9 protein-coding genes are annotated in these 15,817 nt (G+C 53.2%); all 9 read left to right on the top strand.

Going from position 1 to position 15,817, the window contains the following annotated elements; genetic code table 11:
• Positions 1-168 precede the first annotated feature (168 nt).
• The 9 genes from J1C60_RS06810 (at position 169) to J1C60_RS06770 (ending at position 15,778) form a co-directional block, all read left to right on the top strand.
• Complete coding sequence (locus J1C60_RS06810; RefSeq protein WP_128178803.1) at positions 169-1,398, top strand: MdtA/MuxA family multidrug efflux RND transporter periplasmic adaptor subunit; 1,230 nt, start codon at positions 169-171, stop codon at positions 1,396-1,398.
• A complete protein-coding gene (locus J1C60_RS06805) occupies positions 1,398-4,520 on the top strand; it encodes an MdtB/MuxB family multidrug efflux RND transporter permease subunit (RefSeq protein WP_128178802.1) in 3,123 nt (1,040 codons plus the stop codon). Before J1C60_RS06810 ends, J1C60_RS06805 begins: the two co-directional genes overlap by 1 nt.
• On the top strand, positions 4,517-7,597 hold the full coding sequence (mdtC, locus tag J1C60_RS06800) for a multidrug efflux RND transporter permease subunit MdtC (RefSeq protein WP_128178801.1): 3,081 nt from the start codon (positions 4,517-4,519) through the stop codon (positions 7,595-7,597). Before J1C60_RS06805 ends, mdtC begins: the two co-directional genes overlap by 4 nt.
• A gap of 59 nt (positions 7,598-7,656) precedes the next feature.
• The gene (gene mdtD, locus J1C60_RS06795; RefSeq protein ID WP_128178800.1) at positions 7,657-9,066 is read left to right on the top strand and encodes an MFS transporter; all 1,410 of its coding nucleotides are present in this window, start codon (positions 7,657-7,659) and stop codon (positions 9,064-9,066) included.
• Entirely contained in the window at positions 9,063-10,472 is a 1,410-nt protein-coding gene (gene baeS, locus J1C60_RS06790; RefSeq protein WP_128178799.1) for an envelope stress sensor histidine kinase BaeS, read from the top strand. The genes mdtD and baeS overlap by 4 nt, the downstream gene beginning before the upstream one ends.
• A gap of 113 nt (positions 10,473-10,585) precedes the next feature.
• Positions 10,586-11,296, top strand: coding sequence for an envelope stress response regulator BaeR (baeR, locus tag J1C60_RS06785; RefSeq protein WP_128178798.1), 711 nt, complete (start codon positions 10,586-10,588; stop codon positions 11,294-11,296).
• 116 nt (positions 11,297-11,412) lie between these two features.
• Positions 11,413-12,771, top strand: coding sequence for a prephenate-dependent tRNA uridine(34) hydroxylase TrhP (trhP, locus tag J1C60_RS06780; RefSeq protein WP_128178797.1), 1,359 nt, complete (start codon positions 11,413-11,415; stop codon positions 12,769-12,771).
• Between the two features lie 545 nt (positions 12,772-13,316).
• The gene (gene yegS, locus J1C60_RS06775; RefSeq protein WP_128178796.1) at positions 13,317-14,216 is read left to right on the top strand and encodes a lipid kinase YegS; all 900 of its coding nucleotides are present in this window, start codon (positions 13,317-13,319) and stop codon (positions 14,214-14,216) included.
• Positions 14,217-14,437: 221 nt separating this feature from the next.
• On the top strand, positions 14,438-15,778 hold the full coding sequence (locus J1C60_RS06770) for an MFS transporter (RefSeq protein WP_128178795.1): 1,341 nt from the start codon (positions 14,438-14,440) through the stop codon (positions 15,776-15,778).
• Positions 15,779-15,817: the final 39 nt, after the last annotated feature.

The raw sequence follows: 15,817 nt of genomic DNA, 5'->3' as shown, positions 1-15,817 counted from the left end.
GTATTTAACACTTTGCGGAATGGCCTACATTCCCGGCCCGGCGATGAAACCACCGGATAACAAAGCTCGTCGGGCTGACGGGCGTCGCATGATAACGTCAACCCAGTCCCCTTTATGGGCCGACAACGTCAGGCAATACGAGTACGCGCTGGAGAGCACGAACCAATAATGAAGAGTAAGAAACGCGTGTCGAAAAAAATAGTGATCGTTGCCGTCGTAGCGGCGCTGGCGATTGCTGGCATCTACGGCTGGCAGCAACATAACGTCCACACACCGGAGAACAGTGCACAACCCCAGCCTAATCGTGGCAAAGGCGGCAGACGCTCAATGCCGTTGGCTCCGGTTCAGGCGGCCACAGTCAGCAGCCAGAGCGTGCCTCAATACCTTTCCGGTTTAGGTACGGTGATGGCGGCCAATACGGTTACCCTGCGTAGTCGCGTTGATGGTGAACTGATGGCGCTGCACTTTACTGAGGGACAACAGGTTACCGCCGGCCAGTTACTGGCCGAGATCGACCCGCGCCCTTATCAGGTTGCACTCACTCAGGCGCAGGGGCAGTTGGCCAAAGATCAGGCTACGCTGGCGAATGCCCGTCGAGACCTTGCCCGTTATGAAAAGCTGGCGAAAACAGGCCTCGCCTCGCAACAGCAACTGGATACTCAGCGTTCGCTGGTCAGTGAAACCCTGGGCACCATTAAAGCCGATGAAGGTAGCGTTGCCAGTGCCGAATTAAATCTCACCTACAGCCGCATCATCGCCCCTATTTCCGGACGTGTCGGACTCAAACAGGTTGATATCGGTAATTACATTACCAGTGGCGATACCAACGGCCTCGTCGTCATTACTCAAACACATCCTGTTGATGTGGTGTTTAGCCTACCGGAAAATGATATTTCCCTCATTTTACAGGCACAAAAAAGTGGAGAGCCATTACCGGTCGAGGCCTGGGATCGCAGCAACACCAACAAACTGACAGAAGGAACACTGCTCAGCCTTGATAACCAAATCGATAGCACAACCGGAACGGTCAAGCTGAAAGCACGCTTTGAAAACCAAAACGATGACCTCTTTCCCAATCAATTTGTTAATAGCCGTCTTAAGGTAAACACCTTACGTGATGCGATCGTGATTCCCCCCGCAGCCTTACAGATGGGTAATGAAGGGCATTTTGTCTGGGTCGTTAACAACGATAACAAAGTCAGTAAAAAACGGATTACCGTGGGCATCCAGGACAGTGAGAAAGTGGTGATTAAGGCAGGGCTGAATGCCGGTGAGCGCGTGGTAACGGACGGTCTGGACCGCCTGACCGACGGCGCAACCATTGAAGTCGTCGCACCACAAAGCACCGCAATCGCTTCCGGTAAGATCGCCCAACCTGCAAGAGGGGAACGCCCCTGATGCAGGTTATGCCTCCAGGTTCCACCGGCGGGCCATCACGACAGTTTATTCTGCGTCCGGTGGCAACGACACTGCTAATGCTGGCTATCCTGCTGGCCGGAATTATCGGTTACCGGGCGCTTCCCGTTTCCGCGCTGCCGGAAGTTGACTACCCAACCATCCAGGTCGTCACGCTGTATCCGGGTGCCAGTCCGGACGTTGTCACTTCTGCGATTACCGCCCCGCTTGAGCGTCAGTTTGGCCAGATGTCGGGGCTTAAGCAGATGTCATCGCAAAGCTCCGGCGGTGCATCGGTTGTCACTTTACAGTTTCAGTTGACGTTACCGCTTGATGTTGCAGAACAGGAAGTCCAGGCCGCGATTAACTCAGCCACCAACCTGTTGCCGACAGATTTACCGAACCCGCCGGTCTATAGCAAGGTTAACCCAGCCGATCCCCCCATCATGACGCTGGCGGTAACAACCACCAGCATGCCCATGACGCAGGTTGAAGATATGGTGGAAACGCGCATAGCGCAGAAAATTTCACAGGTTTCTGGTGTCGGTTTGGTCACCCTTGCCGGAGGTCAGCGCCCGGCGGTTCGCGTTAAGATGAACGCGCAGGCGCTGGCCGCATTGGGGCTGGATAGCGAAGATGTGCGTACCGCGATCGGTAACGCCAACGTGAATTCAGCAAAAGGAAGCCTTGACGGCCCTGAACGTTCCGTCACATTATCCGCTAACGATCAGATGCAGTCTGCCGAAGATTACCGGCAATTGATCGTCGCCTGGACCAACGGCGCTGCGGTACGACTGCGTGATGTCGCCAGCGTCGAACAAGGTGCAGAAAATAGCTGGTTGGGCGCGTGGGCAAACCGCCAGCAGGCCATCGTGCTTAATATTCAGCGCCAGCCTGGTGCCAATATCATTACCACCTCGGACAATATTCGCCAGCTACTACCGGCGCTGACGGCATCGTTACCCAAGTCGGTTGACGTTAAACTGTTATCCGACCGCACCACCAATATTCGTGCCTCTGTCCATGATGTGCAGCTCGAGCTAATGCTGGCTATCGCGCTGGTGGTTATGATCATCTATCTGTTTTTACGCAATGTTCCTGCCACCATCATCCCCGCGGTTGCCGTCCCGCTCTCGCTGGTAGGAACGTTCGCCGCCATGTATTTCCTCAACTTCTCGGTCAACAATTTAACGTTGATGGCGCTCACCATTGCGACCGGCTTCGTCGTAGATGATGCCATCGTGGTAATTGAGAACATTTCACGCTACATAGAAAAAGGTGAAAGGCCGATGGCGGCTGCGCTTAAAGGTGCAGGTGAAATTGGTTTTACTATCATCTCCCTCACCTTTTCGCTGATCGCGGTATTAATCCCGCTGCTGTTTATGGGCGATATTGTCGGACGATTATTTCGCGAGTTCGCCGTTACGCTAGCGGTTGCTATTTTAATCTCCGCCATTGTGTCACTGACGCTCACGCCAATGATGTGCGCGCGTATGCTAAGTGCAGAATCGTTACGCAAGCAGAATCGCTTTTCACGCGCCAGTGAAAAAGCGTTCGATCGTGTCATCGCGCTTTATGGACGTTTTCTGAAGCGGGTACTCAGCCATCCATGGTTAACATTAAGTGTCGCCATCGGCACCTTACTGTTAACGCTGCTGCTGTGGGTCTTGATCCCCAAAGGATTCTTCCCGCTTCAGGATAACGGGATTATTCAGGGCACGGTACAGGCACCGCAATCTGTCTCTTATGCCAACATGGCACAACGCCAGCAAGAAGTGGCATCAATTATAATGAAGGATCCGGCGGTACAAAGCCTGACCTCTTACGTCGGCGTGGATGGCACTAACCCGGCACTGAACAGCGGTCGCCTGCAGATCAATCTTAAACCGCTTTCCGAGCGAGCCGATCGCATCCCGGTGGTCATTACCCGTCTTCAGGAACAGATCGCAACGCTGCCAGGTATTCAGCTCTATCTGCAGCCGGTACAGGACTTAACGATTGATACTCAACTAAGCCGCACCCAGTATCAATTTACTTTGCAGACGGGCTCGCTCGATTCACTCAGCAAATGGGTGCCCGAACTATTGGCCCGCCTGAATACGCTGCCACAGCTGAAGGATGTCAGCAGCGACTGGCAAGATCAGGGACTGGAGGCTTGGGTAAAAGTCGACCGTGATAGCGCCAGCCGCCTCGGAATTTCGATGTCTGCGATTGATAATGCGCTTTACAACGCATTTGGTCAGCGTCTGATCTCCACAATCTATACCCAGGCAAATCAGTATCGCGTGGTGCTGGAACAGGATTACAGTGCCACGCCCGGTCTCGCCGCGCTGGATAGTATTCGCCTGAAGGGTAGCGATGGCGGCAGCGTACCGCTCAATGCAATCGCAACGATTGAGCAGCGTCATGGCGCACTCAGCGTTAATCACCTCGATCAGTTCCCGTCGACGACCTTCTCATTCAACCTCCGCGAAGGATCCTCACTGGGTGAGGCCGTTGCCGCGATTACCGATGCCGAACAGCAGTTACAAATGCCGTCAGAAATCATGACCGAATTTCAGGGCAGCACGCTGGCCTTCCAGGCCGCACTTGGGAATACCGTCTGGCTGATTGTCGCCGCAGTGGTGGCAATGTATATCGTGCTGGGCGTGCTCTATGAAAGCTTCATTCATCCCATCACCATTCTTTCTACGCTGCCCACCGCCGGTGTTGGTGCCCTGTTGGCGCTAATGCTAAGCGGTAACGAGCTGGATGTGATCGCCATCATTGGCATCATTTTGCTGATTGGGATTGTGAAGAAAAATGCCATCATGATGATCGACTTTGCCCTTGCGGCTGAGCGTGAGCAGGGAATGGCTCCGTATGAAGCCATTTATCAGGCTTGTCTGCTGCGTTTTCGTCCGATTCTGATGACCACGCTGGCGGCACTGCTGGGCGCGCTACCGCTGATGCTGAGTACGGGCGTTGGCGCGGAACTGCGCCACCCACTTGGTATTGCCATGGTCGGCGGTCTGATTGTCAGCCAAATCCTGACGCTATTTACCACGCCGGTTATTTACCTGTTGTTCGATCGCCTTTCGCATGCGACACGCCGTCGTTTTAAGCGTAGGGAGACGGTATCGTGAAGTTTTTCGCGCTATTCATTCACCGGCCGGTAGCCACCTGCTTGCTTACGCTGGCAATTGCGCTCGCAGGCATTCTTGGTTTTCGTTTACTCCCGGTGGCTCCGCTGCCACAGGTCGATTTTCCCGTCATTTTAGTCAGCGCTTCGCTGCCGGGTGCCTCCCCGGAAACCATGGCATCCTCAGTCGCTACACCGCTGGAACGCGCGCTCGGTCGTGTTGCTGGGGTCAGTGAAATGACCTCAAGCAGCTCGCTGGGCAGCACGCGAATTATTATGGTGTTTGATTACGATCGAGATATCAACGGTGCCGCGCGTGATGTGCAGTCTGCCATCAATGCTGCCCAGGCGCTGCTCCCCAGCGGCATGCCCTCCCGCCCAACTTACCGCAAGGTGAACCCGTCAGACGCGCCAATCATGATTTTAACGCTGACTTCAGACACCTATTCTCAAGGGCAACTTTACGATTATGCGTCTACGCAACTGGCGCAAAAACTGTCACAAATTGACGGCGTAGGCGATGTATCCGTGGGTGGGAGCTCCTTACCCGCCGTGCGCGTAGAGTTGAATCCACAGGCGCTATTTAATCAGGGGGTATCGCTTGATGCGGTGCGTGATGCAATTGCCTCCGCCAACGTACGTCGGCCACAAGGCGCCATAGAGGATCATCAGCAGCGCTGGCAGCTAAAAACTAATGATGAACTGAAGACCGCCGAGGAATACCGCCCACTGGTGGTTCATTACAACGGCGGCGCGGCGGTGCGACTCCAGGATGTGGCTACAGTCAGGGACTCAGTGCAAGATGTGCGCAACGCCGGGATGACCAATGCTCGCCCGGCTATTCTGCTGATGGTAAGAAAATCGCCCGAAGCCAATATCATCGATACCGTCGATCGCATCCGCGCCGAACTCCCTGAACTGAAAGAAATTATTCCCGCGGCGATTAACCTTGATATCGCCCAGGACCGCTCTCCGACTATTCGCGCCTCGCTGGCGGAAGTCGAGCAGTCACTGGTCATTGCCGTTGGGCTGGTCATTTTGGTGGTATTTGCCTTCCTGCGCTCCGGGCGGGCGACGCTGATCCCTGCCGTAGCGGTACCGGTCTCGTTAATCGGCACCTTTGCGGCAATGTACCTGTGCGGCTTTAGTCTGAACAACCTGTCATTGATGGCACTGACTATCGCCACCGGTTTTGTCGTGGATGATGCCATCGTGGTATTGGAAAATATCTCACGTCATATTGAGGCTGGCATAAAGCCATTACAGGCCGCCCTGCAGGGCGTACGCGAAGTCGGTTTCACCGTACTCTCCATGAGCGTATCGCTGATCGCCGTATTTATTCCGCTGCTAATGATGGGGGGGCTGCCCGGGCGCCTGTTCCGTGAGTTTGCCGTCACGCTGTCGGTAGCCATTGCCATTTCGCTGGCGATTTCGATCACCCTGACGCCAATGATGTGCGCCTGGTTGCTGAAGCCGCATACGAAACAGAGCCAGCCGCGTACGCGTGGATTTAACAAACTTATGCTTGGGCTACAGCAGGGCTATGGACGTTCACTGCACTGGGTGCTACAGCATGCTCGCTGGACGCTGATGGTGCTGTTGGCGACCATTGGACTCACGGTTTACCTCTACATCAGCATCCCGAAAACCTTTTTCCCGGAACAGGATACCGGACGGCTGACCGGTTTTATCTCCGCCGATCAAAGCATCTCTTTTCAGGCGATGCGCGGCAAACTCGAAGATTTCATGAAAATAGTGCGTGAAGATCCGGCCGTTATTAATGTGACAGGCTTTACCGGTGGTTCGCGTACCAATAGCGGTTCAATGTTTATCTCGCTGAAGCCACTTTCCGAGCGCAAAGAGAGTGCGCAAGAGGTGATTGCCCGCCTGCGCGTGAAATTGGCAAAAGAACCCGGTGCCAGCTTGTTTCTGATGGCGGTGCAGGATATTCGCGTAGGTGGCAGAGAATCGAATGCCAGTTATCAATATTCGCTGCTCTCGGATAACCTTGCGGACCTGCGCGAATGGGAACCGAAAATCCGCCTCGCCTTTTCTCGGTTACCGCAGTTAGCAGACGTGAACTCCGATCAACAGGACAAAGGTTCGGAGATGGCGATCATCTACGATCGGGACAGTATGTATCGGCTGGGTATTACTATCTCTGACGTGAATTCCTTGTTGAATAACGCCTTTGGTCAGCGTCAAATTTCGACAATTTATCAACCTCTTAATCAGTATAAAGTGGTGATGACCGTCGACCCACGCTATACCCAGGATGTCAGCGCCCTGAACCAGATGTTTGTGATCAATAGCGAAGGTAAACCGATTCCGCTCTCTGACTTTGCAAAATGGCAACCCGCAAATGCCCCACTTTCCGTCAGCCATCAGGGGTTATCTGCCGCCACGACTATCTCTTTTAACCTGCCCGAAGGCGCATCACTCTCTGAAGCCTCTGAGGCGATCGATCGCACCATGACAGCGTTGGGTGTGCCTTCCAGCGTACGCGGTAGCTTCGCGGGCACCGCGCAAGTTTTTCAACAGACGCAAAATAGCCAGGTAATGCTCATTATTGCAGCAATTGCGACCGTCTATATCGTGCTGGGGATCCTGTATGAAAGCTACGTGCATCCACTGACAATCCTCTCTACCCTGCCCTCGGCTGGCGTAGGCGCACTACTGGCGCTTGAAATTTTCGGCGCCCCCTTTAGCCTGATAGCGCTGATTGGCATCATGTTACTCATCGGAATTGTGAAAAAAAACGCCATTATGATGGTCGACTTCGCACTTGAAGCCCAACGCCACGGCAATATGACAGCGCGCGATGCCATTTTTCAGGCCTGCCTGCTGCGTTTTCGCCCCATTATGATGACCACACTAGCGGCCCTGCTCGGCGCACTGCCGCTGGTGCTGACCCGTGGCGATGGAGCAGAACTTCGCCAGCCGTTGGGGATCACCATCGTGGGAGGACTGATCATGAGTCAGTTACTCACGCTCTATACCACGCCGGTGGTTTATCTCTTTATGGATAAGCTCAGCCGGAAAAAGATACGTCCTGCAACAGCGGATATCAGTGCATTGTGACGGACCCAATAGGAGGACAAGATGTTGACCAACTACCTGAATAAGGGGCATAGCGACCAATGAGTACCCAACCTGCGACGGTTCGCTGGCAGCTGTGGATCGTCGCCTTTGGCTTCTTTATGCAAACGCTGGATACTACCATCGTGAATACCGCGTTGCCGTCAATGGCGCGCGACCTCAACGTCAGCCCATTGCACATGCACTCGGTTATCGTCTCTTATGTCCTGACGGTCGCCGTTACCTTACCGGTTAGCGGCTGGCTGGCCGATCGCTTCGGCGTACGCAATATTCTATTCACCGCCATTATCCTGTTCAGCCTCGGCTCGTTGCTGTGTGCCATGTCCGGCACGCTGGACCAGTTGGTCATGGCGCGCGTAGTACAGGGCATTGGCGGCGCCATGATGGTGCCTGTTGGCCGCTTGACGGTAATGAAAATCGTCCCGCGCGAGCAGTATATGGCGGCGATGACTTTCGTAACGCTACCCGGCCAGATTGGCCCATTGCTTGGCCCGGCGCTGGGTGGCGTACTGGTTGAATATGCCAGTTGGCACTGGATCTTCCTGATTAACCTGCCGGTCGGGTTAATCGGCGCCATCGCGACAATGTCGTTAATGCCCAATTACCAGCTACAGACCCGACGTTTCGATTTCTTAGGCTTTATCCTGCTGGCCGCCGGCATGGCAACGCTGACGATGGCACTGGACGGACAGCGCGGGCTGGGCATCTCTCCGCTGCTGCTGGGACTCTTTATCCTGGCAGGGGTCTTCTCACTGCTGTTTTATCTGCTACACGCACGGGGTAACGATGCAGCGCTATTTAGCCTGAAATTATTCGAAAACCGCATCTATTCCATTGGCCTGCTCGGCAGCTTAACCGGGCGCATCGGTAGCGGTATGCTACCGTTTATGACACCACTTTTTTTACAGATCGGTATGGGGTATACCCCGTTTCATGCTGGTTTGATGATGATCCCCATGGTCCTCGGTAATATGGGAATGAAACGCATCGTGGTGCAGATAGTTAACCGTTTTGGCTACCGTAACGTCCTCGTTGGAGGCACGCTCGCACTGACATTTGTGGTGATGCTCTTTCCGGTTGTGGCGGTGATGGGCTGGTTCTGGCTGCTGCCACTGGTGCTGTTCCTTCAGGGGATGGTCAACGCCATACGCTTCTCCGCCATGAATACACTTACGCTCAAAGAACTCCCGGACGATCTGGCTTCAAGCGGTAACAGTCTGTTGTCGATGGTAATGCAGCTGGCAATGAGTATTGGCGTTACCCTTGCCGGCTTACTGCTGGGTACCTTTGGTCATCAGGCTATCGCCGACAGTACGCTGGCGCACGAAACCTTTATCTATACCTATCTCTGCATGTCGGTGGTCATTATGCTTCCTGTGCTGGTGTTCTGGCGAGTACCGACGGATATCAGCAAAAATGTCATTCTCTCGCGCAGGGGCAAAAAGAAATAATGAGAAAAATACGTATCGGCATCTCCGCGAAGCTGTTTTTTACCATCTTTTCAACCTGCATGCTGGTGTTGATTACCATGCACTGGGGAGTACGCATCAGCTTTGAACGCGGCTTTATCGATTATATCAAGCGCGGTAATGAACAGCGGCTGGTTTTACTCAGCGATGCGCTTTCCGATCAATACGAACAGCATGGTAACTGGGATTTCCTGCGTAATAACAACAAGCTGGTATTTACTATTCTGCGTTCGCTGGAACAGAACCCGGATGCAAATAATCAGCTTCCTCCGCGCGGCTGGCGGACACAATTCTGGATTATTGACCAGCAGTCTCGCGTGTTGGTTGGGCCGCAAACCCCCGTTCCGCAGGAGGGAACGCGGCGTGAAATCATTACCAGCAATAATCATATCGTGGGTTGGGTCATTGGGTCACCGCCCGAACGTTTGACCCGCAGTGCCGATATCAATTTCGACCAGCAGCAGAAACGGACCAGTTGGCTGATTGTCGGGCTGTCGACACTGCTGGCGGCGGCTGTCACCTGGCTGATGTCACGCGGGCTACTGGCCCCCGTCAAGCGACTGGTTGAAGGCACCTGGCACCTCTCAGCCGGTGATTTTTCTAAACGCGTTCAGGTCGGTAGTGATGATGAGCTTGGTCGCCTGGCCCAGGATTTCAACAAACTGGCCAGCTCCCTGGAGAAAAATGAAAGCATGCGCCGCGCCTTCATGGCCGATATTTCTCATGAATTGCGGACCCCACTGGCTATCCTGCGTGGTGAACTGGAGGCGATGCAGGATGGCGTACGCAAATTAACGCCGGAGGCGCTCTCTTCGCTACAAACTGAAGTGTCCACACTGACGAAACTGGTTGACGATCTACATCAACTGTCGCTCTCGGACGAGGGGGCGCTGGCGTATCGAAAAGCGCAAACCGATATTGTGTCCTTACTGGAAGTGGTTGCAGGCAGCTTTCGCGCCCGGTTTAACAGCCGTCAGCTATCCTTAACGTTATCTTTGCCGGAGCATGCGGTATTTTTTGCCGATGCCGATCGCCTGATGCAGCTGTTCAGCAATCTGATGGAAAACAGCCTGCGCTATACCGATGCAGGCGGAGGGCTCACCATATCGCTGGAGACTCAGCCTGGAAAAATGCTACTGCATTTTGATGATTCCGCGCCCGGCGTTTCCGATGCCCAGCGTCAGCAGATTTTTGAACGCTTTTATCGTGCGGAAGGGTCTCGCAACCGTGCCAGCGGCGGTTCCGGACTGGGACTGGCTATCTGTAAGAATATTGCTGAAGCCCATGGCGGACACTTAAGTGCGGATCACTCTTCTTTAGGTGGCCTGCGCATTACGCTGACGTTACCGCTGGATGAGATCCACAATCAAGGCCACTGGCGTCGCTAAGGCGCGTTTCCGATGACGTGACAGGCTCGCCAGCCAGGTGGCTTATCTGCGTGCCACCATCTGTAGTACTATTCCGCACAGCTATTTTGCTTAGCTGACAAGGTACCCATAAAATGACCAACCCACATTATTACGAGCCGCTGATCCTGATCGTTGAAGACGAGCCGAAACTTGCCCGACTGTTAATCGACTATTTACAGGCATCGAATTATCGCACTCATCACATTTCTCACGGCAACGACGTCATCGCCTATATTCAGCAAAACTCACCGGATTTAGTATTGCTTGATCTCATGCTCCCGGGCACCGACGGGATGACGTTATGCCGTGAAATCCGCCGTTTTTCCGAACTACCCGTGATCATGGTGACGGCAAAAACGGAAGAGATCGATCGTTTGCTCGGTCTGGAGCTGGGTGCCGACGATTATATTTGTAAACCCTTTAGCCCACGGGAAGTTGTTGCTCGGGTAAAAACGGTGCTGCGGCGTATTAAACCTTCGCAAGAAGAGGTGCAAAAGGCTTCACTATTGGTCATCGATGAAGGCCGTTTTCAGGCCAGCTGGCGCGATCGCCTGCTCGATCTGACCCCGGCGGAGTTCCGTCTGTTAAAAACGCTGGCCCAGGAACCGGGAAAAGTCTTTTCACGCGAACAACTGCTTAATCTGCTGTATGACGACTATCGCGTGGTCACCGATCGTACTATCGACAGCCATATCAAAAATCTCCGGCGTAAACTTGAGGCTCTGGACAGTGACCAACCATTTATTCGCGCGGTCTACGGCATGGGCTACCGTTGGGAAGCCGATGTGTGTCGTTTGATCTAGCGCAATTTACATTGAGCCTTCCCCTGCCTACAATTCCCCACCTCCACAGGGGATATTCCTGAAGGAACGCGCTGTGATGCCACAGCGCGCTGACCTGACATCAGACTGAGATCACTATGCTTAAACCGGAACTTCTCTCTCCGGCCGGTACGCTGAAAAATATGCGTTACGCGTTCGCCTATGGCGCAGACGCGGTATATGCCGGCCAGCCACGCTATAGCCTGCGTGTCCGTAATAATGAATTCAATCATCAGAATCTGGCTACCGGCATTAATGAAGCCCACGCGCTGGGTAAAAAATTTTATGTGGTGGTGAACATTGCCCCCCACAATGCCAAGTTAAAAACCTTTATTCGTGATTTAAAACCGGTGATTGATATGGGCCCGGATGCCCTCATCATGTCCGATCCGGGCCTGATTATGCTGGTCCGCGAAGCTTTTCCTCATATGCAAATCCACCTGTCGGTACAGGCCAACGCAGTCAACTGGGCCACGGTTAAATTTTGGCAGCAGATGGGGCTCACCCGCGCGATCCTCTCACGCGAGCTTTCGCTGGAAGAGATTGAAGAAATTCGTCAGCAAGTGCCTGAGATGGAGCTGGAAATTTTCGTGCATGGCGCGCTCTGCATGGCCTATTCAGGCCGCTGCCTGCTGTCCGGCTATATAAACAAGCGCGATCCGAATCAGGGAACCTGCACCAATGCCTGTCGCTGGGAATATAAGCTGGAAGAGGGAAAAGAAGACGATACCGGGAATATCGTTCATCTGCATCAACCTATTCCGGTCAGAAATGTGGAACCGGTGCTGGGTGCCGGAGAACCCAGCAGTAAAGTATTTATGATTGAAGAGACGCAGCGTCCCGGTGAATATATGACTGCGTTTGAAGACCAGCATGGCACCTACATCATGAATTCAAAGGACCTGCGTGCCGTTGCCCACGTCGAACGTCTGACACAGATGGGCGTACATTCGTTAAAAATCGAAGGTCGTACAAAATCATTTTACTACTGCGCTCGCACCGCACAGGTTTATCGCCGCGCCATTGATGATGCAGCTGCCGGTAAGCCCTTTGATACCACCCTGCTGGAAACGCTGGAAGGATTAGCCCACCGCGGCTATACCGAAGGTTTTTTACGCCGCCATACCCATGAAAGTTATCAAAATTACGACACTAACTATTCGATCTCCGACCGCCAACAATTTGTCGGCGAATTTACCGGCGAGCGACGCGGATCGCTGGCGCAGGTTGATGTAAAAAATAAATTTACCGTCGGTGATAGCCTTGAGCTGATGACGCCGGCAGGCAACATCAACTTTTCGCTGGAGGAAATGGAAAATAACCACGCTCAGTCGGTTGATGTCGCCCCCGGCAATGGACACTTTGTCTGGATCCCGGTACCGGAAACCATCGATTTGCAGTATGCCTTATTGATGCGAAACCTTTCAGGGAACACTACGCGCCAGCCGCACGGTTAAGGGCGGCATCCCGTGACGTCGGGGGGCTCACGTCACGGGCCATGCTCGAAAGCATTTCACCAGTAAATTCCATCCGTGCCGGTGCGACGCTGCCCTCCCCGTTAATTAACGAGTTGTTACAAATATTAGAATGTGATCACATTCGCCTGTATATTTCCTGGTTAGTATCGGGCTTGCTTAAAAACGAGCAACAAGAAATAGCAGCGCTATACCCTCAATAATTGATGCAGTATGCAGCCGGCCAGCGAACGTGGCCCGATAATTTACTCAGGTAAGTGATTCGGCCAGATAAGCGCAGTCGACATCAATGCAGCTACAGATATGAGGAGTGTATATCAGGAACCACCTCATTTGCCCGCCCGGCTCCCCCGCGCGGGCTTTTCTTTTTTCGTCGTCGCATTCACTCACTTCTCTGATAAAAAAGGTCAAACTGATATGTTATAACCTGAGTTCTGCCTTAAATTATCGGGTTACAGGCATAAGACGCAGCCAATAAAGCGACAGGTTCGATGTATGAAGAGTCGGGTAATCAACAGGGAACTAACATGAAAAAGCAGCCAACAACGCTGGTCATTTTGAATGGAAAAGGCGCAGGCAACGAAGCGCTACGTGCTGCTATTGCCCGGTTACGTGGTGAAGGATACCCCATTATGGTGCGCGTGACCTGGGAACACGGTGACGGAGCACGTTATCTTGAGGAAGCGGTGAAACTGGATGCCTCGACGGTAGTGGCTGGCGGGGGTGATGGCACCATCAATGAAATCGCAACCGCGCTGGTAAAATTGCCTGCGGCCTCACGCCCGGTTTTAGGTATTCTGCCACTGGGGACCGCAAATGATTTTGCCACCAGCGCGGGCATTCCTGAGGAAATGGAGCAGGCGCTTCGGCTGGCAATAGTCGGTAAAGCGGTCGATATCGATCTGGCCCGTGTGAACCAGGATCGCTATTTTATCAATATGGCAACGGGCGGATTCGGTACTCGCATTACCACCGAAACACCGGAAAAACTCAAATCGGCACTGGGTGGTGTCTCTTACTTTATCCACGGCCTCATGCGTATGGACACGTTAAAGCCGGACCGCTGCACCCTTAATGGCCCCGATTTCAGTTGGCAAGGCGATGCTCTGGCGATTGGCATTGGCAACGGCCGTCAGGCAGGTGGTGGCCAGCGATTATGCCCAACCGCATTAATCAATGACGGCCTGCTGGAATTAAGTATTGTAACATCGCAAGAACTTTTGCCGACGTTACTGCATTCGCTTACCCGCAATGACGATAATCCCAATATTATTTCTGCTTCATTGCCATGGTTAACGATTGCTTCTCCGCATGAAATCACCTTCAATCTCGACGGCGAGCCGCTGAGCGGTACCGAATTTCGGATCGAAGTGGTGCCCAATGCTCTCTCCTGCCGCTTACCACCATCCTGTGAGCTGTTAGCCTGAAGATACCGCTTGCAGACCGTTAGTAAGCGTTGTGTCCTGCTGACGATAAAATTTACCGCGCCCACCGCACATGTTCAGCACTCTCGTGTCGAGAGTGCCTCTCCTTCTGCGATTAATAAGTAAACAACGTGATCTCGCTCGCGGCATTTTGCCTTATTACTTGTATGGTAGTAGAACTACATCACCTGCATCTGATAATCGTCCACGAGAAAGGCACTTATATGACCCAGACAGCATCTGCTACGGCTGTAAACTTGACATCACATCGCCAGATTATGCGCCGCGTAGCCACTGCATCCGCCATCGGCACTGCAGCGGAGTACTATGATTTTTTTGCCTATGGCACCGCTGCCGTGCTCTTTTTTGGTCATCTTTTTTTCCCCAGCAGCGATCCGCTGATCAGCACACTGGCTGCCTTCGCCACCTATGCCGTAGGTTTTTTGGCGCGACCATTAGGCGGCATTGTGTTCGGCCACATCGGCGATAAAGTCGGACGCAAAAAAGCACTAGTCATCACGATACTGATTGTCGGACTCGGTACCTTTTGCATCGGGCTGCTACCCAGCTATGAGAAAATCGGCGTCCTGGCTCCTATTCTGCTGATAGCTATTCGCGTATTGCAGGGTTTTGGCGTCGGCGGTGAGCAGGCTGGAGCTGTATTGATGACAGCAGAATATTCACAACCTCAGCGTCGAGGTTATTTCTCCAGTTGGGTGCAGATCGGTGCCCCTACCGGTTTTTTATTGCCTCTGGCTCTGTTTGCGATCTTAAATGCTACGCTTTCTCCAGAGCAAATGATGGATTGGGGCTGGCGGATCCCCTTCCTCCTGAGTGCGCTGCTGGTCATCGTGGGACTGTTTATTCGCTTGCGCATTGATGAATCGCCGGTTTTTGCACAAATACGTGAAACCAAAGCGGCAGAGTCACGCCCGGTAATGGAAGTGATACGTGACTACCCGGGGATCGTGTTGAAGGGGGTGGCTGCTAAACTGATTGAAGCCTGTGCCTTTGCCATGTTTACCGTCATCATTCTTGCCTGGGGCAAAGCGAATAATCTTGATGCAACCTTGCTGATGGAAGCCATGATCGTCGCCGTGATCCTGGAAATTATTGCCATTCCAATAATGGGACATCTTTCCGACCGTATCGGCCGCAAACCCGTCTATATCATGGGTGCCGTACTGCTTACACTGACCATTGTTCCCTTTTTTATGGCACTGGAACAAAACAGTTTTTGGCTGACGCAACTCGCAATGATCGTTGTACTGACTTTGGGTCATAGCATGTGCTATGCGCCACAGGCTTCCTGGTTCCCCGAACTGTTTCCCACGCATATTCGCTGTAGCGGCATTGCTTTAATCTGGCAAATCGGTTCGCTGATCGGTAGCGGCGTACTGGGCCTGATTGCCGTCAAAATATTACAGATGACCGGTGGTCACTACTATGGCCTGGCCATCTATGTTGTGGTGCTGGGTGTACTATCAATTATTGGCCTTGCCCTGCTGCCGGAAACGGCGCCGTTAAAGCGGCGCAGCGAATACCAACAGTGGCAAAAACATTGAGTTACGCAGTGTGAAAATTCCCCGAATGCATTTGTGACC

It is taken from the genome of [Pantoea] beijingensis, assembly GCF_022647505.1.
In the GTDB taxonomy this organism is placed as follows: Bacteria; Pseudomonadota; Gammaproteobacteria; order Enterobacterales; family Enterobacteriaceae; genus Erwinia; species Erwinia beijingensis.
Note: the sequence above shows the minus strand (reverse complement) of the source record. Positions and strands in the feature narration are given on the sequence as shown.